The organism is Leclercia sp. UBA7405 (genome assembly GCF_037152215.1).
Taxonomy (GTDB): Bacteria; Pseudomonadota; Gammaproteobacteria; order Enterobacterales; family Enterobacteriaceae; genus Enterobacter; species Enterobacter pneumoniae.
On record NZ_JBBCMR010000001.1, the window covers coordinates 1,245,649 to 1,266,819 of the forward strand.

26 protein-coding genes and 1 pseudogene are annotated in these 21,171 nt (G+C 52.2%); 24 read left to right on the forward strand and 3 right to left on the reverse strand.

Features of this window, described 5'->3' with window-relative positions; translation table 11 throughout:
* Positions 1 to 32 precede the first annotated feature (32 nt).
* Genes WFN75_RS06105 through WFN75_RS06150 form a run of 10 tightly spaced genes read left to right on the forward strand, consistent with a single transcriptional unit; the run spans position 33 to position 7,451 of the window.
* The gene (locus tag WFN75_RS06105) at positions 33 to 326 is read left to right on the forward strand and encodes a hypothetical protein (RefSeq protein WP_336995803.1); all 294 of its coding nucleotides are present in this window, start codon (positions 33 to 35) and stop codon (positions 324 to 326) included.
* Positions 327 to 328: 2 nt separating this feature from the next.
* Positions 329 to 811 (forward strand): DnaT-like ssDNA-binding protein, encoded by a 483-nt coding sequence (locus WFN75_RS06110; protein WP_336995804.1) that lies wholly within the window; start codon positions 329 to 331, stop codon positions 809 to 811.
* Between the two features lies 1 nt (position 812).
* On the forward strand, positions 813 to 1,166 hold the full coding sequence (locus tag WFN75_RS06115) for a hypothetical protein (protein ID WP_336995805.1): 354 nt from the start codon (positions 813 to 815) through the stop codon (positions 1,164 to 1,166).
* A 2-nt stretch (positions 1,167 to 1,168) separates the two neighbouring features.
* Positions 1,169 to 1,768: a hypothetical protein gene (locus tag WFN75_RS06120; RefSeq protein WP_336995806.1), complete on the forward strand. Its 600-nt coding sequence runs from the start codon at positions 1,169 to 1,171 to the stop codon at positions 1,766 to 1,768.
* Positions 1,758 to 2,204, forward strand: a complete 447-nt coding sequence (locus WFN75_RS06125) for a phage tail terminator-like protein (RefSeq protein WP_336995807.1) — start codon at positions 1,758 to 1,760, stop codon at positions 2,202 to 2,204. The genes WFN75_RS06120 and WFN75_RS06125 overlap by 11 nt, the downstream gene beginning before the upstream one ends.
* A 46-nt stretch (positions 2,205 to 2,250) precedes the next feature.
* Positions 2,251 to 3,183, forward strand: a complete 933-nt coding sequence (locus tag WFN75_RS06130; protein WP_336995808.1) for a phage tail tube protein — start codon at positions 2,251 to 2,253, stop codon at positions 3,181 to 3,183.
* A 40-nt stretch (positions 3,184 to 3,223) separates the two neighbouring features.
* Entirely contained in the window at positions 3,224 to 3,562 is a 339-nt protein-coding gene (locus WFN75_RS06135; protein ID WP_336995809.1) for a phage tail assembly chaperone, read from the forward strand.
* Positions 3,563 to 3,579: 17 nt separating this feature from the next.
* On the forward strand, positions 3,580 to 3,867 hold the full coding sequence (locus WFN75_RS06140; RefSeq protein ID WP_112018309.1) for a DUF1799 domain-containing protein: 288 nt from the start codon (positions 3,580 to 3,582) through the stop codon (positions 3,865 to 3,867).
* A complete protein-coding gene (locus tag WFN75_RS06145; RefSeq protein ID WP_336995810.1) occupies positions 3,867 to 7,004 on the forward strand; it encodes a phage tail tape measure protein in 3,138 nt (1,045 codons plus the stop codon). The genes WFN75_RS06140 and WFN75_RS06145 overlap by 1 nt, the downstream gene beginning before the upstream one ends.
* Before the next feature lie 24 nt (positions 7,005 to 7,028).
* Positions 7,029 to 7,451 carry a hypothetical protein gene (locus tag WFN75_RS06150; RefSeq protein ID WP_336995811.1) on the forward strand — a complete coding sequence of 141 codons (423 nt, stop codon included), beginning with the start codon at positions 7,029 to 7,031 and terminating at the stop codon, positions 7,449 to 7,451.
* Between the two features lie 90 nt (positions 7,452 to 7,541).
* Here WFN75_RS06150 and WFN75_RS06155 read toward each other — a convergent pair whose 3' ends face one another.
* Positions 7,542 to 7,856, reverse strand: coding sequence for a hypothetical protein (locus tag WFN75_RS06155; protein WP_325946127.1), 315 nt, complete (start codon positions 7,854 to 7,856; stop codon positions 7,542 to 7,544).
* A 240-nt stretch (positions 7,857 to 8,096) separates the two neighbouring features.
* Here WFN75_RS06155 and WFN75_RS06160 point away from each other — a divergent pair, with 240 nt between their 5' ends.
* The 14 genes and pseudogenes from WFN75_RS06160 to WFN75_RS06225 all read left to right on the forward strand — a co-directional run.
* Positions 8,097 to 8,498 (forward strand): hypothetical protein, encoded by a 402-nt coding sequence (locus WFN75_RS06160; protein ID WP_336995812.1) that lies wholly within the window; start codon positions 8,097 to 8,099, stop codon positions 8,496 to 8,498.
* Positions 8,499 to 8,550: 52 nt separating this feature from the next.
* Positions 8,551 to 8,901: a phage tail protein gene (locus tag WFN75_RS06165; protein WP_336995813.1), complete on the forward strand. Its 351-nt coding sequence runs from the start codon at positions 8,551 to 8,553 to the stop codon at positions 8,899 to 8,901.
* Positions 8,901 to 9,671, forward strand: a complete 771-nt coding sequence (locus tag WFN75_RS06170) for a phage minor tail protein L (RefSeq protein WP_336995814.1) — start codon at positions 8,901 to 8,903, stop codon at positions 9,669 to 9,671. Before WFN75_RS06165 ends, WFN75_RS06170 begins: the two co-directional genes overlap by 1 nt.
* A 12-nt stretch (positions 9,672 to 9,683) precedes the next feature.
* Entirely contained in the window at positions 9,684 to 10,415 is a 732-nt protein-coding gene (locus WFN75_RS06175; protein ID WP_336995815.1) for a C40 family peptidase, read from the forward strand.
* On the forward strand, positions 10,403 to 10,996 hold the full coding sequence (locus WFN75_RS06180; protein ID WP_336995816.1) for a tail assembly protein: 594 nt from the start codon (positions 10,403 to 10,405) through the stop codon (positions 10,994 to 10,996). The genes WFN75_RS06175 and WFN75_RS06180 overlap by 13 nt, the downstream gene beginning before the upstream one ends.
* A 74-nt stretch (positions 10,997 to 11,070) precedes the next feature.
* Positions 11,071 to 11,487, forward strand: a complete 417-nt coding sequence (locus tag WFN75_RS06185) for a hypothetical protein (RefSeq protein ID WP_249220444.1) — start codon at positions 11,071 to 11,073, stop codon at positions 11,485 to 11,487.
* Between the two features lie 55 nt (positions 11,488 to 11,542).
* Positions 11,543 to 14,746 carry a host specificity protein J gene (locus tag WFN75_RS06190; protein ID WP_336995817.1) on the forward strand — a complete coding sequence of 1,068 codons (3,204 nt, stop codon included), beginning with the start codon at positions 11,543 to 11,545 and terminating at the stop codon, positions 14,744 to 14,746.
* Positions 14,746 to 15,048: a hypothetical protein gene (locus WFN75_RS06195; protein ID WP_336995818.1), complete on the forward strand. Its 303-nt coding sequence runs from the start codon at positions 14,746 to 14,748 to the stop codon at positions 15,046 to 15,048. The genes WFN75_RS06190 and WFN75_RS06195 overlap by 1 nt, the downstream gene beginning before the upstream one ends.
* A complete protein-coding gene (locus WFN75_RS06200) occupies positions 15,048 to 15,716 on the forward strand; it encodes a hypothetical protein (protein ID WP_336995819.1) in 669 nt (222 codons plus the stop codon). The genes WFN75_RS06195 and WFN75_RS06200 overlap by 1 nt, the downstream gene beginning before the upstream one ends.
* A gap of 102 nt (positions 15,717 to 15,818) precedes the next feature.
* Positions 15,819 to 16,055 carry a phage exclusion lipoprotein Cor gene (gene cor / locus WFN75_RS06205; protein ID WP_336995820.1) on the forward strand — a complete coding sequence of 79 codons (237 nt, stop codon included), beginning with the start codon at positions 15,819 to 15,821 and terminating at the stop codon, positions 16,053 to 16,055.
* Between the two features lie 63 nt (positions 16,056 to 16,118).
* Positions 16,119 to 17,195 (forward strand): tail fiber domain-containing protein, encoded by a 1,077-nt coding sequence (locus tag WFN75_RS06210; protein WP_336995821.1) that lies wholly within the window; start codon positions 16,119 to 16,121, stop codon positions 17,193 to 17,195.
* 99 nt (positions 17,196 to 17,294) lie between these two features.
* Positions 17,295 to 17,714, forward strand: a complete 420-nt coding sequence (locus tag WFN75_RS06215) for a translesion error-prone DNA polymerase V autoproteolytic subunit (protein WP_336995822.1) — start codon at positions 17,295 to 17,297, stop codon at positions 17,712 to 17,714.
* Position 17,715: 1 nt separating this feature from the next.
* Positions 17,716 to 18,984: a Y-family DNA polymerase gene (locus WFN75_RS06220; RefSeq protein WP_336995823.1), complete on the forward strand. Its 1,269-nt coding sequence runs from the start codon at positions 17,716 to 17,718 to the stop codon at positions 18,982 to 18,984.
* Positions 18,985 to 19,317: 333 nt separating this feature from the next.
* A pseudogene (locus tag WFN75_RS06225) lies at positions 19,318 to 19,566 on the forward strand (M3 family metallopeptidase); the annotation flags it as partial.
* A 72-nt stretch (positions 19,567 to 19,638) separates the two neighbouring features.
* Here WFN75_RS06225 and WFN75_RS06230 read toward each other — a convergent pair.
* A complete protein-coding gene (locus tag WFN75_RS06230; protein WP_166182385.1) occupies positions 19,639 to 19,929 on the reverse strand; it encodes a Bor family protein in 291 nt (96 codons plus the stop codon).
* 384 nt (positions 19,930 to 20,313) lie between these two features.
* Positions 20,314 to 20,982, reverse strand: a complete 669-nt coding sequence (locus WFN75_RS06235; protein WP_207291785.1) for an SOS response-associated peptidase — start codon at positions 20,980 to 20,982, stop codon at positions 20,314 to 20,316.
* Positions 20,983 to 21,171 lie beyond the last annotated feature (189 nt).

Below are 21,171 nucleotides of genomic sequence, written 5' to 3' on the forward strand. Positions count from 1 at the left end.
GGCTTCGGCCCCTTTTTTATTCAGGAGGCCCAATGGCCGGATTAACCAAAGAACAGCGCGCACAGCGTGAGGCTGAAAAGCTTGCCGCGCAGAGTGGTGATGTAAAAACTCCTGCACCGCAGGAACCGCAGGAACCGCAGGAACCGCAGGAACCGCAGGAACCGCAGGAACCGCAGGAACCGCAGGAACCGCAGGAACCGCAGAGTATTGAGCTGGTGGTAATGGTGCGTGATACCCCAGAGTTTCCCGGCGGCCCGCTGAGCGCTGAGGTTCATCCTGACGAAGTGGATAACTGGCTGGCGCTGGACTGGCGTCAGGAGGATTAACCATGCTGGTTGCCGATCCCCATTCGCCTGACTTCAACAGCTACGCCAGCGTTATTGACCTTCGCACGTTCGCAGCGGGGCGCGGATATGCCGTTCCTGCGGATGATGACGAATGTGGAAAGATACTGATGCAGGCAATGGACTATCTGGAAGGCAAAACATGGCGTGGCCAGCGTTCCAGCGCATCACAGCCGCTGTCGTGGCCGCGCGCGGGCGTGCGCTTCGACGGCGCTGACCTACCAGATGACACCATCCCACAGCGTGTGGTTGATGCGCAATGCCGCCTGGCTATCGAGTCGCAGGAGATTGACCTCACGCCTTCGGTCGCTGGTGGTGGGGCGGTAACGATGGAGCGCGTCGAGGGCGCAGTTACGGTTCAGTACGAACCGGGTACGAATAAGGCGGCACCGTCATTCCCCTGGTTCTATTCCTCGTTGCGCGGGCTGGTGGTTGGCGGCAATCAGATCCGCATCGAAAGGGGGTGATATGCCAATCGACTACCGCCGCATGCGAAACACCGCGACACGACTGCTGACCGAAAACGGGAAGGCCTACCCGCTGACCCGCGCCGGCAGCACCATCCGCGATCAGTTCGGGAAGGAGGTCACAATGCCTCCTGTCACTGCGACCGTCACAGGCGTTGTCACTGAGTATTCCTCCCGTGAAATCGATGGCTCGCTGATTGTCACTGGCGATAAGAAGCTGGCGGCCACCGCTACAACGGAAGTGCGTATCGGTGATCACATCGAAATCGACGGCAAAAAGTGGCGCGTTGTACAGCCGAATCCGGTTAAGCCTGCAGACGTGCTGATCTCTTACAACATCCAGCTGAGGACCTGATTATGGCCAGCACTGCAAACCAACCGTTTCTGGCTGCTATTCAGTTGTTCGTTGATAGTTCAAAGCAGGATATGGACCAGGTTGTACGCCGGACAGGTATCAAAATACTGGGCCGGTTGGTTGAAATGTCACCCGTCGGTCAGCCTGATATCTGGGAGGTTAACCAGACGGCATCGGCTTACAACACAGCGGTGAAAGAGCATAACGCTGCGTTGCGCGAAAATCCGGCCAACCTGACGAAGGCAGGGCGGCTTAAGCGCGGGTTGCGCGTCAATGACTCGATGGACATCAAAAAGCATGAGGGATATGTCGGCGGGCGATTCAAGAACAACTGGTATGTGGGGTTCGATAACCAGCCTACAGAGTCCAACGACACGCCAGATGCTTCCGGGCAGGGCTCTAACTCCCGAGGTCTGGCGATGCTTGAGGTGTTCAGGGTGGGGCATGTCAGCTCGATTTACTTCACCAATAACCTGCCATATGCGCAGGCGCTGGAGAACGGGCACTCCAGCCAGGCGCCCGGCGGCATGGTCGGCCTTACTGCGCTGGATGCGGCACAGTACTTCCGGGAGGCTATGAGCGAGGTGCGTAATGGTCAGTGACCAGTCAATGCGTATCGCTGGTCTGCTCGAGAGTCGCGTTGCGGTTATCTGCTCGTCGCTTGAGTTGCCAGTGGCCTGGCCGAACCTCGCTTTCGATCCCCCTGATGCGCCATACCTCCGCGTTTATGTTTTACCGGCGCAAACCGTGGGGCAGGATTTGGCGGGCCAGCTGCGCACGTATCAGGGCATTCTCCAGCTCAATATCATCGTGCCTGCCGACTCCGGAGTGACGTCGGCCAGGGCGCTTGCTCAGTCTATTGCTGATGCCTTTCCGGAAGGGTTGCCGCTGGTTCATGAAGACCTGACGGTTTACATCAACGGGCCTCCGCAGGTGCACCAGCCCATTCAGGACCGGCCTACCTCGGCCCCCAGCGGCAGTAGCGGCTCCATCTCCTATACCATCCCCATCAGCATGCAGTACCGCGCTGATTACTGACCCGCCATCCGGCGGGTTTTTTATTACCCAAAATCAGGAGAATGCAATGGCATTCGCAATCCCTAACGGGTCACGAGTTAACGTGGCCAAGGCCTATCTTGCGCCGATTGTTTTCACAGCAGCAACCAATGCGACGGAATGCGAACTGACCGTTGCGTCCTCTGTCGGCATTCTTGCTGGTGATGTTGTCCAGGTCAGCTCTGGCTGGCTGAAGCTCGATAACATGGTGTTGCGCGTTAAATCTGTCACCAGTACCAAAATCGTGCTGGAGTCATTTGATACCTCTGACACCAAGAAATTCCCGGCGGGCACCGGCGCCGGCACGCTTCGTAAAATCGACTCGTGGATCACCATGCCGCAGGTAATGACGCTGTCCACCGAAGGCGGCGACCAGCAGACCATCAGCGTGCAGTTCCTGGAAGATGATAAGGCCCGTACCATCCCGACGTTTAAAAACGCCGTGGTTCAGGTCTATACCTTCGCCCATGACCCGAACCTGGCTATCTACAAACGCCTCATTGACCTGGACGACTCCAGCGATACTACGGCGGTCTGGTTCCACAACCCGCGCGGTAAAGCCGATCGTTTCTACTCAGCCAAAGTGTCCTTCCAGCGCGTTCCTCGCACGGAAATCAACGCCGTTGAGAGCAATGAAGCGCGTATGAACTTCGAATCAGACATGCAGATTTACCCGATCGCCGATTCTTCTGTGACGCCGCTGGCGTTCCTGACTGACCTGCCGGCAACCAAATCGGTCGCTACTGGCTCAGCGCTTGACCTTGCTGTGGTCATGCAGGGTGGTTCCGCGCCTTATACCTACGTGTGGAAGAAAGGCGGCACGGCTATCCCGGGCAAAACCGCTTCAACGCTCAACATCGCCTCCGTGGCATCGGGTGATGGCGGCGTTTATACCTGCGAAGTCACAGATGCCGCGGGCAAGACCATCACCTCGGCTGCTTGCACCGTCACCATCAGCTAATCAACCAGCCCGGTTCGCCGGGCATTTCTGAGATATCTAAATGTCCAAATTCTCTCTGATTCCAAACCCCACCTTTTCCATTTCTGTCAGCATCCCTCGCGCCGGTGCAGAAGACGGCAAACTGACCTTCACCTTCCGCCATAAAACGCTTGAAGAACTGCGCGTGATGGACGAGGAACTGCACAAAGCTGCTGAAGGTAAAAAGGACCTGACAGGGCCACAGGCAGACTACCTGATGGAGGTCATTGACGGATGGGCCCTGCCTGACGAGTTCAATCGCGATAACGTGATCGTTCTCCTGAAGAACTATCCGCGCGCATACGACAGCATCGGCCTGGCCTACACCAAAGAGCTGATGGGTATCCGCGAAAAAAACTGAGGCAGGTCGCCGCAGCGTTGTACACGCCAGGACCGACTCTCGCGGAACTGAGCGCTTTTGGTTTGACGCCTGAAGACGTGGAGGAAGAGGTGGGGATCCTGCCGTCGGTATGGAAATCATTCACCATCTTCTCTGCGCTGGCGACCCAGTGGCGCGTCGGCGCGGGCGGGGCAACCGGCCTTGATTACAATGTTCTCCCCTGGATGTTTGAGTTACATGGGGTTGAGGATGCGGCGGCCTGCATGGCTGACCTTCAGATTATGGAAAGCGAGGCTCTCAAAGTAATGCACAAGGAGACGAAATAATGACTGACCAGATCGCCTCGATTACTTTGCGGGCCGATGTTTCTGACCTGAAAACAGCCAGTAATGAGCTGGATAAACTCGGTCAGGCGGCGGCCGGTGCTGTCGATAAAGCGGATGACCTTAACAGCGTGTTCCGCGCTGGTGCTGAGTCTGCAAAGCAGGGCAGTGAAGGCATCAAGGAGCAGCAGAACGCGCTCAAAGGGTTGCTGGAAAATATCGATCCTGTCACCAAAGCATTGAACCGCCTGGATGAACAGCAGGAGGCGTTAAGGAAATTCCAGAGTAAGGGGTTTCTGGATACTGACACCTTCCAGTCCTATAACAAAATACTGGACGATACCCGGTTAAGGCTGACGAATACCGGCGAAGCTGCAGCGAAGGCTCAGGCAGCACTGGCAGCCACCCAGGCGGCAGAGAAGCAATCAGCCGCGCTGAAGAACCTGCTGGGCTCCATCGATCCGACGATTCGCGCATTCAACTCACTGGATGAGCAGCATGCGCAGCTGGTGGCGCATTTCGAAGCTGGCCGCATTAACGGCGCGCAGTTCGAACATTTCAATACCATCCTCAATCAGACGCGTGAGCGACTATCCGGCGTAGCCGACGTGCTGCCTGAGGCGCTATCCCGACAGGAGGCCGCTGCGCGTCGTGCCGGTATCTCCGTGGGGCAATACAGCGCAGCAATGCGTACGTTGCCGGCACAGTTTACCGACATTGCTACGCAGCTGGCTGGTGGGCAGTCTCCGTTCCTGATCCTGCTCCAGCAGGGCGGGCAGATTAAAGACCAGTTTGGAGGGGTGAAAGGTGCACTGACCGGCGTTGGCGATTATCTGCGTACGCTGATCGGCTTTGTTAACCCTCTCACCCTCAGCCTTGCCGGCTTAACTGTTGGCGCAGGCGCGCTGGCAGTTGCCTGGTATAAGGGAAGCCAGGAAGCGAGTGAATTCAACAAGCAACTAATCCTGACCGGGAGCTACACGGGGAAAACAGCCGCCGACCTGGCGAATATGGCAGAACGTATTGGCGGGAGTTCCGGAAAGATTGCCGCTTCCGCCCAGGCACTTTCAGCAGCTCTCGCCACTGGCTCCTTCAAGGGCAACGCCCTGGAGGTTGTGGCTGCCTCAGCCGTGGCCATGCAGAGCGCAACAGGCCAGGCTATCGATAAAACCATCGCTGATTTCAAGCGGCTTGCTGATGATCCGGTCAAAGCATCCATTGCCCTCAATGAGCAATATCATTATCTGAACGCGACTATTTACGATCAGATTGTGGCTCTGCAAAAGCAGGGGGACGCCACCGGCGCGGCAAAACTGGCGGTGGACACTTATGCCAACGCTATGAAGACCCGCTCGAGCCAGATTAAAGAAAATCTGGGTGATATCGAGCGGCTCTGGAAGGCGATTAAAGACAGCGCAGCATCAGCCTGGGATCAGATGCTTAACGTCGGGCGGCAGGTTACGCCGGAGGATACTCTGAAGGGGCTGCGAGAGCGCCTGAAAGCTCAGCAGGAAACCTTAAATACCCTGCAGAATAGCGCTACGGCGAGCCCTGATTACGGTTTTGGAAGGCAAAGCAGTAACTTCCAGGATGCAGCTGCCGCACAGCGCCGTAAGGACCAAGAGGCGCTGGTTGCTTCGACCAAATCGCAGATCAGTGCATTAGAAAAAACATTGGCTCTGCAAACGCAGGCTGCAGCGCAAAAAGAAAAAGAAGCGGAGGCAAACCAGCGCGAACTCGAGGCATCGCAGCGCCGCAATGCGAACCTCGAGCTGTATGAAACTAACGCTATGAAGCGGGCTGCGGAGCTTAAAAAGCTCGCGGCAGACAGATCCCGGTATTCTGAGGCAGAGTACCAGATGGTGAAAGCTGGTATCGAAAAGCGTTACGCCGATGCCAAAACCCCAAAAACGCCTGCGGTTAAGATTGATACCGGCACGCGCAGTTTGGACAGCACCAACGCTGAAACCCTCTCACTGCAAGCACAGTTAAAAACGCTTCAGGAGCATCGTGATATCAACGATGTGATAAGCCAGCAGCGCAAGCAGCAATGGGACCTGATTTCGAAATTCAGCATTCTGGAGGAGGCATCCAAGACCCGGACGCTTTCGAAAGATGAGCAGGCGCTACTGACTACCAAAGACCGCGCATTGGCTCAGGCCGAGGTTAATGCTGGCTTGGGTGATCAGATTGCTATTCAAGAGCGCTTGAACAAGCTGCAGGACAACTCCCAGAAGTACGTTACCCAGATGTCTGAAAAGACCGCCGCGCTAAGAGATAGCGCAGGGTTAAGCGGCCGTCAGGCGCAACGCCTACGTGAAGAGGCACAGCTCCGGCAAGGCTGGCTTAATAGTGGGGGCAAGCTTGAAGATTCTGGCTACGAGAAAGAGCTGGCAGCGCTTCGCAATTATTACGCTGAAGAGGATAAGCTCCGTGGTGATTGGAAAGCAGGCGCGATAAGCGGCTGGAATGAATATCTGGATGTCGCCACGAACACCTATGACGCCGTGAAGAACGTTGCCAACTCCACGCTGACCGGCTTGAGCGACATGCTAACCAGCCTCATGACGACTGGAAAAGCCTCAGTCAAAGAGTTTGGCAAATCAATGCTCAAAATGATCGTTGAGGTAACAAACCGGTTGATGGTTGCCTACACGGTGCAGGCGGCCATGGGGTGGATTAGCGGCAGTGCAAGTGGTGGGTCAACTCCTGGTGGGGCATATGCGAATGCTGCTGCTAACGTATCTTTCAATGCCAAAGGCGGGGTTTACGATTCGCCAGGCCTCAGCAAGTATGTGAATGGGGTCTACGACTCTCCTCAGTTTTTCACCTTTCAGGGCGCGTCGAAGTTCGCAAAAGGTGGCGTATTTGCAGAAGCTGGTGCAGAGGCAATTATGCCGCTCACTCGCGATTCAGCTGGTCGGCTTGGGGTTAGAGCTCAAGGTGGCGCGGGGATGGCGCCGGTGATTAATACCACGGTTAACGTCGATGCTGGTGGTTCGGCAACAGCTCATACAGCAAGTTCTGGCGATGCTATGGGGCGGGCCCTTGCTGAGGAGATGCAAAATGCTGCGCTGCAAGTGGTCCAAAAGCACCTTAAGCCTGGAGGCATGATCTATAACTTCACCAAAGGCCGGTAGTGTTTACTTTACCCCCTGGTTATCATGGATCAAACCATGCCAATCAAGGGGATGATGATGCGTTTACTGGGAACAGTAGCTTTGCTAATTGCTACAGCATTCAATGCAAGTGCCGCAACCGAACTATGCGAGGGGAAGATATTCTCTCCACAAATAAATGTAGGCAAGGCGAGTTTTGATGGTGTCGATTACGAAATAATCAAAAAGGGGAGAGATTCTGCTTATAGTGGAGTGGCGATGGATCTTGATAAAAGCGGATCTCGTATGGCATCAACATTTTTAGTGAACGATGATGCTACTCGCTGGATCAGGGTTATTCCCATCTCGGGAACTGGGGACCTTATTGGAGATTATTTCAGCACAACATTAGTAGCTAGCGGCTTTATTGGCAAGGCAGGTGGTAATGAACCACCTAAGGCTAGCATCTACAGGTGCGAACCTGAATGATGGACTATTCATATGATTAACCACTGATGATGCCAGCACAAGAGTTGGTTTTTACAAACCGGAAGATGCCTACTTCAGAAGTGGGTTTCTTCATTTTGCGATAGGCTGCATATCATAGATATCATCATCAATAATTGCCTTGATGAGATAACCCCTTCCGGCATCATTTGTTAAAACGGCCACTGTTGGTGCATAAGCGTAGTGATAGTTGTATGTCTGGCATGTGAGTACCCAGCCATTTTGTAGCTTGATTTTTTTATCGTATTCACACCCCTCAAAATCCCCATCGACACGGGTGATTGCTGTAACGGTATAACCTTCAAGCTCACTAAAATCATCGGCATCAAGAGCGAGGGCTGGAGCAGATAGCGAAATGAAAATTGTTGCCGCGAGAATGTAATTCATTTTGTTCCTTACCATTTGCTGGGGAAGATCGAAAGAAAGGTGTATCAGGGGTGTTCTTGGTTTTGCCATAGGCATGGAAGGATTCCCATTGGTGCTCTCTACTGCTGGGGCTTCATGGTAGCTATGTTTACCTACATCCAGCCTCGCTATTTTTGATAATAATTATTCAAGCAATTAGGGGCCCCTGGAGTCAAGATTTTCTGTTAATAGACTTGTATCGCACAACTTTTTGCATGGATAATGTTTCTTTATATCCTTGAAATTAGTGATATTGAGGTAGAAATGGTATCTATTAAAGTTACTGCGCTGTGGGTCGAGGATGGGAAGTCCAATATTTCCTTTGTCTCACCTGTTCTTGATGATAAGAAGCTTAATTATGACAGCGATGCTTTTGGTTATGGTTGTGTTGAAAATTACGAACAATCAGGTATTGAGCGATATCCTTTCGTAATGGAAGATTTTGGCGATGGGCTTGCGCTGCTAGATTGGGGGTCAACCATCGAGAAAAATACAGCCACGCTTGATGTGCTTGATAGACCACTGAGCGTAGGTGGCATCATTACCTATAACGAAACTGATGAAGATGGTGTTCAGCACGGCCCCTATTCTTATCGTATTTCTTCAATCGAGCCATTCGCGTAACTAAGTATTTATGAATATAACCCGCTTCGGCGGGTTTTTTTATGGAGCAAATATGGCAGTTGAAACCTATAACTGGTCCTCCCAACTCGGCGCTGGGCCTATTGAATATAGCCAGTCGGTACGAACGGCACAGTTTGGAGATGGCTACGAGCAGGCGGCCGATAATGGCATCAACTCCACGGCGATACAGGTGCCGATGAAACATACCGGCACTGAGGCGGAGGTTAACGCAGTACGTGCATTTCTCCTGGGTCACACCGTGAAGGCCTTCATCATCACGCCCCCGGGCGAAGAGAAGGGTCTATACCGCGTTGTCTCCGACTCCGTGCGTAAAAACCAGATCAGCAGCAAATTCGCTGAGCTGACGTTCACTATCAAACGGGCTTATGGGGTGTACGCATAATGTCTTTAGTCGATCAGGCTGCGAAGCTGGCACCGGGAGGCAGGGTCCGCCTGGTTGAAGTTGATGCTTCGGAGTTCAGCGGCGGTATCCACCGCTTTCATTACGCACCATTTCCACATACGCCAGCAGAGATTGACGCGGCGAACGGTGATGAGAATAAGCTTGGTCCAAAACCAATCGTCTTCGGCGGCAAGGTTTATGACTTCTGGCCTTTCCAGATTACTGACCTGGCGCTTTCAACCGATCAGGCCGCAGAACCAAAGCTCAGCGTATCAAACCTCGACGGCCACATCTCCGCGCTGTGCCTCCAATTCAAGGATGTGGTGAATGCGAAAGTAAGCATAATCGACACATACGCGGTTTACCTCGATGCAGTTAACTTCCCGGGCGGCGTGAACGCGATAGCTGATCCGTCGATGTTCTCCCTGCAGACCTTCTGGCTTGATACCAAAACCACGGAAGACGATGAGGTGGTGACCTGGGCGCTTAGCAGCCCGGCCGACCTGCAGAACCTGGTCATACCCACCCGTCAAATCACCTCGATCTGTGAGTGGACCCTGCGCGGTCAGTATCGCAGCGGTGATGGCTGCACCTACAACGGCACGGCTTATTTCGACGCGAAGGGCAACGCGGTAGCCGACCCTGCGCTGGATATATGTGGGGGTTGCCTCGGTGATTGCCGTAAACGCTTTGGCGCCGGGCTGGCAAATCCCAATACTGCGATTCTCGATTTCGGCGGCTTCCCCGCTACGGTCTTATTCTCTCGTTAAACGGGCATAGCAATGAACAAAACTCTATTGACCGCCATCCGGGCGCATGCGCTGGAGGAATCCCCGCGCGAGAGCTGCGGCTTCGTCATTCAGTCTGGGCGACGCCAACGCTATATCCCGGTGCCGAACAGCCACGAAAACCCGACAGAGCATTTTCGTATTGATGGTGAACACTGGGCGAATGCTGAGGACATCGGGACCATTGTCCGCGTCATTCACTCCCATCCGGGCGATGGCGCGCGGGCAATCCCCTCAGACCTCGATCACCAGCAGTGCAATAACTCCGGTGTGGTCTGGGGCATCTACGCGCCTGACTGCGATGAATATTTCGAGATCACCCCTGATGCCATCCCGCTGATTGGCCGCCCGTTCATCCTGGGCTCGCACGACTGCTGGGGGCTGGTCATGGACTGGCACGCCACGCAGGGCGTCACGCTGAACGATTTCCGCGTGGATTATCCGTGGTGGGAAAGCCAGTACCCGGACAATCTCTATTTCGATAACTGGGAGCGGGAAGGGTTTATCGAGAGCGACCCGGCGCCAGGGTGCATGGTGATCATGCAGGTCGAGTCCGATAAGTGGAATCACGCAGGGATCATCACGGAAGAGGGCGAGCTGTTGCACCACATGTATGGCCAGCCATCCTGCATCACGCCATACGCGCGCGGTTACTTCAAAGATCGGACGATGATTTGTGTTCGCCATAAAGATTTGCCAGAGGAGATAAAGCCATGGCGCGTTTAACCACTATTCGACTGTACGGTGCGCTGGGCGTCCGGTTCGGCCGCGTGCATAAGCTGGCGGTGCAAACCTCTGCAGAGGCAGTAAAAGCCCTGTGCGTAAACTTTGACGGTCTGGAAGACTATCTGATGAATGCCAAAAAGAACGGCATGACCTTTGCGGTGTTTCGCGGGAAACGCAATATAGGCGCCCAGGACTTTAAAGAGCTCGGCGGCGATAGCGATATCCGAATTGCACCTGTAATGGAAGGGTCGAAGAAGGCCGGTATTTTCCAAACCATTCTCGGGGCTGTGATGGTAGTGGCCGGGATCGTAATGACGGTGATCTCGGGAGGTACTGCATCTCCTTTGGCTGCTTCCTTGATGGTTTCCGGCGTTGGGATGATGGCAGGGGGGATTTACCAGATGCTTTCACCGCAACCAAAAGGACTGCAGGGGCGAGATGATCCTGATAATAAACCAAGCTATGCGTTTGGCGGGGCGGTTAACACACTTGCAATGGGTAACCCGGTGGCATTGCTCTACGGCGAACGCGAGATAGGCGGGGCGATTATCAGTGCTGGTATCGTCGCGGAAGACATTTAATGTTTAGTTTATCCTCAGTCATTGAATTTTTTTGCCCTATGCCTACTATGTGACGGCACATAGCAATTAAGGTGATGATAGTGAAGAAAATTTTAATTCCTCTGATTGGGGCAGTTTTGCTCTCAGGCTGTGCTCGTCCATACGGACCAGCTGAGACAATTATTAATAAGCAGATCGTAGAGCCAAAACCGGGTGTAGAACAAACAAAGGTCACAGTTACCCGAAACAAACAATTCATCGGTGGAGGAAGTGGAGGTACATGTAAATTCCTCGTACAGATTGATGGAGACGATATTGCTAAGTTACGCCAGAATCAGTTCGTAACAGCTTATCTAGCTAATGGACCCCATAAGCTCCGCGTAAGTAACGAATGCAATGTTCTAAGTATGGGCATGCGCAAAACGCTCGATATTGACGCTAATGGTCAAGACCAGGAATACCTCACTGAGGTTGGATTCTGGGGCCAGTACAGAATGTGGCGTGTCAAATAAGCCGTATAACCAATCAACTTAAACCCGCTTCGGCGGGTTTTTTTATGGACGCAATATGGAAACGATTATCGGCGCGAAGGGTGGTAGCCAGAAGCAGCACACCCCAGTGGAGCAACCCGATTCCGCGCAGTCTATGGCGCGCTGCCGTATGCTGCTGGCGCTTGGTGAGGGGGAGTTTGCGGGCGGCCTCGACGCTTCGCGAATCTTCCTTGATGGCACCCCGCTGGGCAATCCTGACGGGACGATGAACTTTGAAAACGTCTCGTGGGAATTTCGCCCTGGCACGCAGACCCAAACGCCGATCCCCGGATTCCCTGCTGTAGAAAACGAGTCCAGTATTGGCGTATCGCTGACAAAAGTTGCCCCCTGGACCCGCGCATTGAGTAATACCCAGATTGACGCGGTGCTCGTGCGTATTGGCATACCCGGACTTCAAAAGCAGGAAAACAACGGAGATGTCGTTGGTACCACTGTTAAATACCATATCGACCTTTCTGTCGATGGCGGAGCTTACTCAACGGTCATGACCAAGACTGTCACCGAGAAACTCAGCTCGTTATATGAGATCACGCACCGTATCAACCTGCCAAAAGCCAGCACTGGCTGGCAAATCCGCGTGGTTCGCGATACCGCTGACAGTACCAGTCAAATGCTGCAGAACAAAACCCAGGTGCAGGCTATCACTGAGGTGATAGACGCCCGACTGCGCTATCCACATACCGCGCTGCTGTATGTTTCTTTCAACGCCAAATCGTTTAACAACATCCCTAAGATTTCCTGCAAACCGAAAGGGCGAGTGATCCGCATCCCTTCAAATTATGACCCGATTAACCGGTCATATGTTGGTACCTGGAATGGCACGTTCAAATGGGGCTGGACGAATAACCCGGCATGGATCTGGTACGACGTACTGACCGAGCCGCGCTTTGGACTTGGTCGCCGGGTTACAGCGGATATGCTGGATAAGTGGGAGCTCTACCGTATTGCTCAGCGCTGTGACCAGAAGGTTCCCGATGGTAAAGGTGGCAGCGGTACCGAGCCGCGCTTTATGTTTGATGTCTATATTCAGTCGCAGGCGGATGCCTGGCAGGTGATCAAGGATATTGCCGCTGGCTTTAACGGCATGACGTTCTGGGGCAACAACATGTTTAACGTTGTCTCCGACATGCCGGCTGACACGTCGAAGCTGCAGATCCTCACCAGGGCATCAGTGGTAGGCAAGCCCGTATATTCGAGTGGCAGCGAAAAGACTCGCTTCTCCAGTGCGCTGATCAATTTCAGCGACCCGGAGAATCATTACCAGGACCGCACCACGGCAGTGATGTTCCCTGACCTGGTGAAGCAGTTCAAATTCAAGCAAACGCAGCTGACGGCTATCGGCTGCACCCGTGAAAGTGAAGCGCAGCGCCGCGGTGGCTGGGCGGTTTACTCCAACTCTCTCGACCGCCTAATCACTCTGCAAACCGGACTTGATGGCTTTGCTTATGTACCCGGTACCGTATTTGCGTTTGCTGACGAGCGATTGTCGGGGCGCGTTTATGGAGGACGAGTAACAGCCTATGACGCAGGCATCAAAGCTGTAACGACTGACCGAGGCACCAGTGCGGTTGCCGGCGACACGCTGATGATCCGCACGCAAGGCGGTACCGTTGAAAGTCGCACCATTCAGGCCGTAAACGGCACCCAGCTGATTATGGCCACTGCTTTCACGGCACCACCTCTTCCGAACGCGGTATTTGTTATCGATGCCGGGCAGCTACGCCTGCAGTATTTCCGGGTAATGAACCTGACTTTCAACGATGAGGAAAACACGTTTTCCATTACTGGCGCGGAGTACAACGCGTCGAAATATGATGCTGTCGATAACAATGCCAGGCTGGACACGCCGCCAATAAGCCTCATTCCGACAGGTATCGTTTCTCAGCCACGAAACATCGCAATCACCAGCTATGAGAGCGTTCGTCAGGGCCAGCGTATTGCCACGATGGTGGCGAAATGGGAACCGCCTGTAGATGCCAAAGGCAAAATCCAGCCAGATATTATTGCCTATGAGATGCAGTGGAAGCGCGACGATAACGAATGGATCAACGTTCCGCAAACGGGCCTGCGTAGTGCAGAGGTCGTGGGGATTTACGCTGGTAATTACCTCGTCAGGGTCAGGGCTATCAATAGCGGTGGCGCGTCATCTATGTGGGCTACTTCCGTATTAACGACGCTTACCGGCCGCCAGGGTGCTGTTCCGAAACCTGTAGGGTTGCGGACCACCCCTTTACTCTGGGGTATCCAGCTTGACTGGGGATTTGGTAGCGACACAGCCGACAGCGCGTACACGGAAATCCAGTACGATATTGATCCTCAGGGCAGCAACATGCAGTTGCTGACCAGCGTGACCTATCCGGGCCGCACGTATCAGCAACTGGGGCTGAAGGCTGGCCAGACATTCTGGTACCGGGCCCGGCTGGTGGACAGGATCGGCAATAAATCCGACTGGACAGACATCGTTCGGGGGGATTCGAATGCCAATGCTGATGAATATCTCGATGCTATTGGCTCTGATCTTCTGACATCTGAAGACGGCAAGGCGCTTACTGAAGCTATCGATTTTAATATTGAAGCACAGTTACAAGATGCCCTGGCCAACAATGCCACGGTTGAACACCAGTGGAAACAATATGGTGAGAACCGGACAGACATCCTTCAGATTAAAACTACCCAAGCAGATGATAAAAAAGCTTTTGCTGAATACCAGACGACCGTTGCGTCAAAATTTGGTACTCAACAGGCTGCAATTGACCAGAAAATGACATCCGTTGTGGATGCCACCAGTGCAAATGCAATTTATACCCTGCGTGCCGGCGTAAATTACAACGGCTCTTATTACGACGCAGGGTTGTCGATAGCGACCATGGCCAGCGGTAATGGCATTAAGAGCAGGGTGGCCATCAACGCCGATCAATTTGTCATGTTATCCGGACAAGGCGATACGCAATATTCACCTTTTGCTGTGGTTGGCGGCCAGGTATTCATTGATTCAGGGATGATACGTGAAGGCACGATTAACAACGCCATGATTGGTCAGTTTATTCAGTCAAATAACTTTCAGGCCAATGTGTCCGGATGGCGCCTGGATAAGTCGGGCAATTTCGAAAATTATGGAAGTGACGGCGACGGGGCAATGAAGCAGACAAACACCACATGGAGCGTTCGGGATAAAAACCGACTCCGAGTGCAAATCGGCAAGCTAACGGGGGTATTCTGATGGATTGGGGAATTCAGACCTGGGACGAAAACGGCATCCCAAATAACTATGGTATTAAACCTATTTCAGTTGTTGGGCGAATTCTGCTGTCTGAAGGGCAGAATTCTGGCAGCTGGTCTTTTCCCACTCCCGCTGGAATGAAAGTTGGGTTTGCTATAGCTCTTGATAAAGGCGGCTTTTCAGTTGGAAGACGCATTGTGGCTAATGGCAATGCAATCTTACTCAGTGCGGCAAGCAATACAGGGGTTGGAAACTATCCAGCATCTGAGTGTGAACTCATCGTTTATCTGGAGAAAGCATAGTGGCAGATTACGGTGCGCTAATTCCCCTGGAAAACGGCAATCCATTTATAACACCCAATTCAACGCCTTTTTGCCTATATAGAAAAGTTACGGCAAATTCTGTAGGAACGGGGGGTAATTACCAGGGCGCAAGTGCTGACATTCCTATTGACCCAAGCTATCCAGCTATAGTTTTTTGTAAAACATCCAATGCTGCAACGGTTAGCGCCGCCAGGGTTGGTAATGTTATCAAGGTAGGTTCCAGTAGCCCTAGGGGTCTCACTCATACTCTGACAGCGTACGTGTTCGCCATTTTCCCTCAGACGTTACCCAAATGGGGGATGGCAATTTGGGACGAGGCCGGCAAGCTGGTCCTGACGAATGAAAGCAAAGTCCTCACTGATCTGGTTACTATCGGAACTCCGGGGAATAATGGCGGTATTAATATCGATCAAACCTTGGCTGGATCTTACGCCATAGTCCCTACCATTCTGGGCTCCTCTCTCTGGCAAATAACAGTTCAGGGTCAGCCGGTTATAATAAATAGTACCGCCTATGCTGGAGCGCTTTTCAACGGATCGACGACGAGAATTAATGCTCAGGGAAGTCAGACTGGTCAGGGTAGCCCGGCAGGCGGGACAAATACCGGAATGGCGATTACAGCTATTAATACTGCTGCATATGATTGATCGCTGAAAGCGATCAATTGAAAATTATCGATCTGTTATATCTATTTTATAATCAATCACTACTGGGTTAATTTTATTTTAATAAAATGACCATGGTGAGTTATGAATAAAATACTTTTGGGGTTGCTACCTTGCTTGCTTATTAGCGGGTGTGCCGAATCAGTTTTACAGAAACAATCTCCTGTGTGCCAGGCAACAGCCTTGTTGGGAGGTCAGCAGGAAACCGTGCAAATTTACGGCGTAAGAAAGGTGGCAAACCAGACAGAATTCCGGGCTGGACATCCATTTAACTGGCGATGGGTTAACAAAAATAACTTCTCATCAAATACCTGCAAATAAAAACCAAATAATTACGACCCGCCTCCAGGCGGGTTTTTTATTATCTGAATTCAGGAGACAACAATGTCCGCTGGAACTTTAACCCTAACCACCAACAGCGATGCGGTAACCGGCTCCGGTACCAACTTTACAACCGAGCTGGTGTCCGGGGATTTTGCTGTTGTGGTTGTTGGCGGCATCACTTACACGCTCCCGGTAAAATCTGTCGATAGTGCGACGAAATTAACACTGGTCAGCAAATATCCAGGACCTTCTCAGAATGGCCTGGCGTGGTCTGCCGTGCCGCGCGCAACGCAAAACCTGATTACCGCAGCAGTGGTGGCTCAGGCTACCGAAGCACTGCGCGGGCTGAACTACGACAAGCAGAACTGGCAGCAGGTATTCAGCGGAACGGGAACGATCACAGTTAAACTTCCGGACGGGTCGACATATTCTGGACCTGCGTGGAATGGCATGACCAGCTTGCTCGCCGGGAAAATGGACAAGTCACAGAATCTCAATGACGTGCCTGATAAGGCAGCCGCTCGCACAAACATCGGTCTAGGCGAAGGAAGTTCTTTAAAGGTTGGGCAGGTCACTGTGGAAACGGCAGGTTATTCAACTTTGACGGCAAGGAATACATCAAGAACATCTACCGATTTGGGAGCGCAGGTGATGCTTGAGGTTTCGCCAGCTGTCGGCTCAAAACCTTATCTGACCCAACGTTACAATGATGGATCCAATACGAATCAGATACTGAATAATCTGCCTACATCTTCTGGAGTAATTGCTGTACAGGGCACGTCGGGGCTCATGTATAAACGCGATATATCCCCGGCACCGTTAAGCGATGCTGTAGAGCGTATCGCTGCGCTTGAGATGGTACATTTCACCTATAAAGATGATGAACAAAACAGGGTACGGTTTGGGATTATTGCAGAACAGGCTGAGACTATAGCTCCGCAGTACATCAAACATAATCTGGAGCCTGATCCAAATGCAATTTATGATGCTGATGAACTTGATGAAGCCGGGCGGCCTCTTCTCCCTGTCATGCGCGACAGACCTTCGGTAGACAACAATCCAATCGTAATGGATCTGCTAGGAGCGGTGCAGTATTTATTACGTGAGGTTGCCGAACTCAAAGAGAGCAGAACATAAATAAGTTCAGCAGGAATAATTGATAGGCGGCTTCGCATTGATCTACTCTCTGTTAAAAACTACTGTATATAAAAACAGTATAAACAGGAGTGATCTTTCATGGAATTTTACACACCAGTAGAGTTGCGCGGCATTGTCGCGTTACCGCTTTATGGGAGCCTTGTTCAGTGCGGCTTTCCTTCCCCTGCTGCAGACTATGTCGAGCAGCGCATCGATTTGAACGAACTGTTAATCCAGCACCCGAGCGCCACATATTTTGTTAAGGCAGCGGGCGATTCAATGGTTGAAGCGGGCATCAGTGATGGTGACCTGCTGGTCGTGGACAGCTCCAGAGTTGCGGAACATGGTGGCATAGTCATTGCCGCGATCGGGGGTGAGTTTACCGTCAAACGCCTCCAGCTTCGTCCGACTGTTCAACTCAACCCCATGAACAGCGCTTACTCGCCGATCTTGGTAGAAAGTGAAGATACGCTCGATATTTTCGGGGTTGTGACATTCATCGTTAAAGCGGCCAGTTGATATGTTTGCGCTTTGTGATGTGAACAGCTTTTACGCATCATGCGAAACGGTGTTCAGACCCGATTTAAAGGGGCGGCCCGTCGTTGTTCTCTCGAATAATGACGGGTGCGTTATTGCCAGAAGCGCCGAGGCGAAACAGATCGGCATAAGTATGGGTGAGCCGTTCTTCAAACAGCGCGAATTATTTCGTCGATACAACGTGGCCACGTTCTCCAGTAATTACGAGCTGTACGCTGACATGTCGCACCGGGTGATGACCACTTTGGAGGTCATGAGCCCTCGCGTCGAAATTTATAGCATCGACGAGGCTTTTTGTGACCTGACCGGGGTTCGTAACTGCCGGAACCTGGAGGATTTTGGCAGGGAGATGCGTGCCACGGTTTTGCGGGATACTCATCTCACCGTGGGTGTGGGAATAGCGCAAACGAAAACCCTGGCGAAGCTGGCAAACCACGCTGCAAAAAAGTGGCAGCGGCAAACGGGCGGGGTGGTCGATTTATCAAATGTCGATCGCCAGCGCCGGTTAATGGCTCTCGTCCCCGTAGAGGATGTCTGGGGCGTAGGGCGCCGAATCAGTAAAAAACTGAATGCCATGGGTATCAAAACCGCTCTCGATCTCTCAGAGCAGAGCACCTGGATTATCCGGAAGCATTTTAACGTTGTGATGGAGCGAACCGTACGCGAGCTACGCGGAGAACCTTGTCTGGAGCTTGAGGAGTATGCGCCGGCTAAACAGGAAATAGTCTGCTCACGCTCATTCGGCGAACGCGTCACAGAATATGAGCATATGCACCAGGCCATATGCAGCCATGCGGCGCGCGCGGCGGAGAAGCTGCGCGGTGAGCACCAGTACTGTCGCTATATCTCCGCATTCGTGAAAACCTCGCCCTTCGCAATCAATGAGCCGTATTATGGAAATAGTGTATCTGTGAAGCTGCTGACGCCAACTCAAGATAGCAGGGACATTATCAGTGCCGCAGTGCGCTGCCTGGATAATATCTGGCGTGATGGCCACCGATATCAGAAAGCGGGAGTGATGCTTGGGGATTTCTTCAGCCAGGGCGTTGCGCAGCTAAACCTGTTCGACGACACGGGGCCACGACGAAACAGCGAACAACTCATGGAGATACTGGACCACCTGAACGCCAAGGGAGGGAGGGGGACATTGTTTTTTGCCGGGCAGGGAATACAGCAGCAATGGCAAATGAAAAGGGAGATGCTCTCGCCTCGTTATACGACGAGATTCTCCGATCTGCTATTCGTTCGTTGAAAAAGGGTGCGCACCTTAAATCCTACAATCGGATCGGTGACGATATTGCCTGCATGGGCGGAGCCGGCAAAGCACCGAGTGTGATTTCTGGAAGGAGCTACGCAAAGTTTTTTGTAGACGCTTTTAAAATGGTTTTTTGCTGACATTTGTACGAAATTGCAGCGATTTAGGGTGGTAATAACGCGTTTTCAAGATTGATTCTTCCCCAAAACCATACGCAACTTACTGAATAACATGGATTTATATTGAGGCTAAAAATGGTGAAAATCGACACCCCGATTATAAGTTAACACCTTGTTTAGTATGGATAAAAACCTCATTTGAATAGTATGCTTTGCCCATATTTTCGGCGGCGGTTACGCGGCGGGTTATTACGCCTATCTCTGGACGCAAATGCTGGCCGACGACGGCTACCAGTGGTTTGTGGAGCAGGGCGGATTAAACCGCGAGAACGGGCAGCAATTCCGCGAAGCGATTTTATCCCGTGGGAATAGTACTGATTTAGCGGAACTTTATCGCGTGTGGCGTGGGCACGATCCTAAGATTGAGCCGATGCTGAAAAACAGGGGGCTGAGTGAGTAATATTGGTATCGTGAAGCGATTTTTAGCCTAACGATGAGAGGTCAGCGGGAGAATATCCCGCTGACAGAACGCTTATTTAGCGCAATACACGCGCGCTTCACGCGGGGTGTAAATACCGAAAGTCACAACACCCAGCAGGCCATTAACAAAAGTCTGCTGAACTTCGGTACGAACAACTTTGTCCGCAGAGCCACAAACTTGTGCTGCATCGATCTGTTTAGACTGACCAATGCCGCTAACGAAGAAGTGATGAGTGGTCACTTTCTGCGGTGCAAAGGTAGTTCCTTTGTTTACAGAGAAAGATTGTTGTGCGCAGCCAGATACCGCCCCTGCAATGAGCGCAACCATAATTAACTTTTTCATAATTGACCTTGTTGTAAGTTTAATGCCAAAAAATGATGACATATTTTAGAATCAATAGCATATCAGACCAGTCGACCAACAAGATATTATTAATGTGTGCCTGAAGACCGCACTGAACAAACTTTATTCAATCAAGTGTTCCAGTTGCAGATAAGTCAACCCAGCGGCCTTATAAGTCGCGCAGTTATATACCATAAACTTAATCTTTATTAACTAAACGCAAATCAGACTGAAGTAATAATAAAATATTTCGTGTCAAGCTACCTTTATTTGGTAATCGCGCTGACGGGATTATTTCGGAATTCATTCAGGAAGCAGCGCGTAAAAAAGATGATTTATTATAACCGGAACGTCACGATGTTTAGATATCGCTTTTAATTAAGATCACAGTGCCTCAATGAGCTCGGGCCCCTGATTCTTCACATTCCCTACGGCGCGCGTTACGGCGTGCCAGATAAACTTATCGGCGGGCACGGCGCCGTCGGCAATAATGGCTTCCGCTTCTTTGCCGCTGAGATCCTGGCGCATCCACGCACGGGCCGCGTCGGGCGACAGAACCAGTGGCCGACGATCGTGGATATCGATTAACCCTTCATCGGCGGCGGAGGTAACAATCACAAAACCCTCGGCCTCGTCACCCCGTTCAAAAGGCGCACTGCCAATCGCCGCCATAAATATTGGCTGACCATCAGCGCGGTGGATAAACCAGGGCTGTTTTTTATTACCCTCTCTCTTCCACTCAAACCACCCATCTGCGAAGCAGATCGCCCGTCCATGCTGCCATAGGGGCTTGAACATCCTGCTGGTGGCCGCCGTCTCAACGCGGGCATTAATCAGCGGCGGCTTATTCCACCACCCCGGCGCGTAACCCCAGAAGACGGGATCGAGGTGTAATTGTGAATCGCGTTCGCTGAGTAACAAGACTTTCGTTCCCGGCGCCACGTTATAACGGCCGATTGGAGCCGGATCGTACGCAATATCACGCTCGGCTTCGTCGGCAAGAAACGCCAGGTACGCTTCCCGGGTTTGGGCTTGTGCAAAACGTCCACACATAGAAACCTCCTTCAAGGTTAGGTGTTTTCGCCAGTACTCTGTTGTTACTCAGCCCCGGGTAGAAAATGGCAGATTCTCACTCTGTTAGCCATCACGCCGGGGCAGCTCCGCTCTTTGTGCGCCGTTTACCTCTTATTTACTTTCTCCATGATAGCGTATTAAACGATCTGCAACCCGGCACGGAATACC

What these genes read in the sequence shown, in the direction of transcription:
- WFN75_RS06105 (WP_336995803.1), top strand. Translation starts at nt 33, where the DNA reads ATGGCCGGATTAACCAAAGAACAGCGCGCACAGCGTGAGGCTGAAAAG.
- WFN75_RS06110 (WP_336995804.1), top strand. Translation starts at nt 329, where the DNA reads ATGCTGGTTGCCGATCCCCATTCGCCTGACTTCAACAGCTACGCCAGC.
- WFN75_RS06115 (WP_336995805.1), top strand. Translation starts at nt 813, where the DNA reads ATGCCAATCGACTACCGCCGCATGCGAAACACCGCGACACGACTGCTG.
- WFN75_RS06120 (WP_336995806.1), top strand. Translation starts at nt 1,169, where the DNA reads ATGGCCAGCACTGCAAACCAACCGTTTCTGGCTGCTATTCAGTTGTTC.
- WFN75_RS06125 (WP_336995807.1), top strand. Translation starts at nt 1,758, where the DNA reads ATGGTCAGTGACCAGTCAATGCGTATCGCTGGTCTGCTCGAGAGTCGC.
- WFN75_RS06130 (WP_336995808.1), top strand. Translation starts at nt 2,251, where the DNA reads ATGGCATTCGCAATCCCTAACGGGTCACGAGTTAACGTGGCCAAGGCC.
- WFN75_RS06135 (WP_336995809.1), top strand. Translation starts at nt 3,224, where the DNA reads ATGTCCAAATTCTCTCTGATTCCAAACCCCACCTTTTCCATTTCTGTC.
- WFN75_RS06145 (WP_336995810.1), top strand. Translation starts at nt 3,867, where the DNA reads ATGACTGACCAGATCGCCTCGATTACTTTGCGGGCCGATGTTTCTGAC.
- WFN75_RS06150 (WP_336995811.1), top strand. Translation starts at nt 7,029, where the DNA reads ATGGATCAAACCATGCCAATCAAGGGGATGATGATGCGTTTACTGGGA.
- WFN75_RS06155 (WP_325946127.1), bottom strand. Translation starts at nt 7,856, where the DNA reads ATGAATTACATTCTCGCGGCAACAATTTTCATTTCGCTATCTGCTCCA.
- WFN75_RS06160 (WP_336995812.1), top strand. Translation starts at nt 8,097, where the DNA reads ATGTTTCTTTATATCCTTGAAATTAGTGATATTGAGGTAGAAATGGTA.
- WFN75_RS06165 (WP_336995813.1), top strand. Translation starts at nt 8,551, where the DNA reads ATGGCAGTTGAAACCTATAACTGGTCCTCCCAACTCGGCGCTGGGCCT.
- WFN75_RS06170 (WP_336995814.1), top strand. Translation starts at nt 8,901, where the DNA reads ATGTCTTTAGTCGATCAGGCTGCGAAGCTGGCACCGGGAGGCAGGGTC.
- WFN75_RS06175 (WP_336995815.1), top strand. Translation starts at nt 9,684, where the DNA reads ATGAACAAAACTCTATTGACCGCCATCCGGGCGCATGCGCTGGAGGAA.
- WFN75_RS06180 (WP_336995816.1), top strand. Translation starts at nt 10,403, where the DNA reads ATGGCGCGTTTAACCACTATTCGACTGTACGGTGCGCTGGGCGTCCGG.
- WFN75_RS06185 (WP_249220444.1), top strand. Translation starts at nt 11,071, where the DNA reads ATGATAGTGAAGAAAATTTTAATTCCTCTGATTGGGGCAGTTTTGCTC.
- WFN75_RS06190 (WP_336995817.1), top strand. Translation starts at nt 11,543, where the DNA reads ATGGAAACGATTATCGGCGCGAAGGGTGGTAGCCAGAAGCAGCACACC.
- WFN75_RS06195 (WP_336995818.1), top strand. Translation starts at nt 14,746, where the DNA reads ATGGATTGGGGAATTCAGACCTGGGACGAAAACGGCATCCCAAATAAC.
- cor (WP_336995820.1), top strand. Translation starts at nt 15,819, where the DNA reads ATGAATAAAATACTTTTGGGGTTGCTACCTTGCTTGCTTATTAGCGGG.
- WFN75_RS06210 (WP_336995821.1), top strand. Translation starts at nt 16,119, where the DNA reads ATGTCCGCTGGAACTTTAACCCTAACCACCAACAGCGATGCGGTAACC.
- WFN75_RS06215 (WP_336995822.1), top strand. Translation starts at nt 17,295, where the DNA reads ATGGAATTTTACACACCAGTAGAGTTGCGCGGCATTGTCGCGTTACCG.
- WFN75_RS06220 (WP_336995823.1), top strand. Translation starts at nt 17,716, where the DNA reads ATGTTTGCGCTTTGTGATGTGAACAGCTTTTACGCATCATGCGAAACG.
- WFN75_RS06230 (WP_166182385.1), bottom strand. Translation starts at nt 19,929, where the DNA reads ATGAAAAAGTTAATTATGGTTGCGCTCATTGCAGGGGCGGTATCTGGC.
- WFN75_RS06235 (WP_207291785.1), bottom strand. Translation starts at nt 20,982, where the DNA reads ATGTGTGGACGTTTTGCACAAGCCCAAACCCGGGAAGCGTACCTGGCG.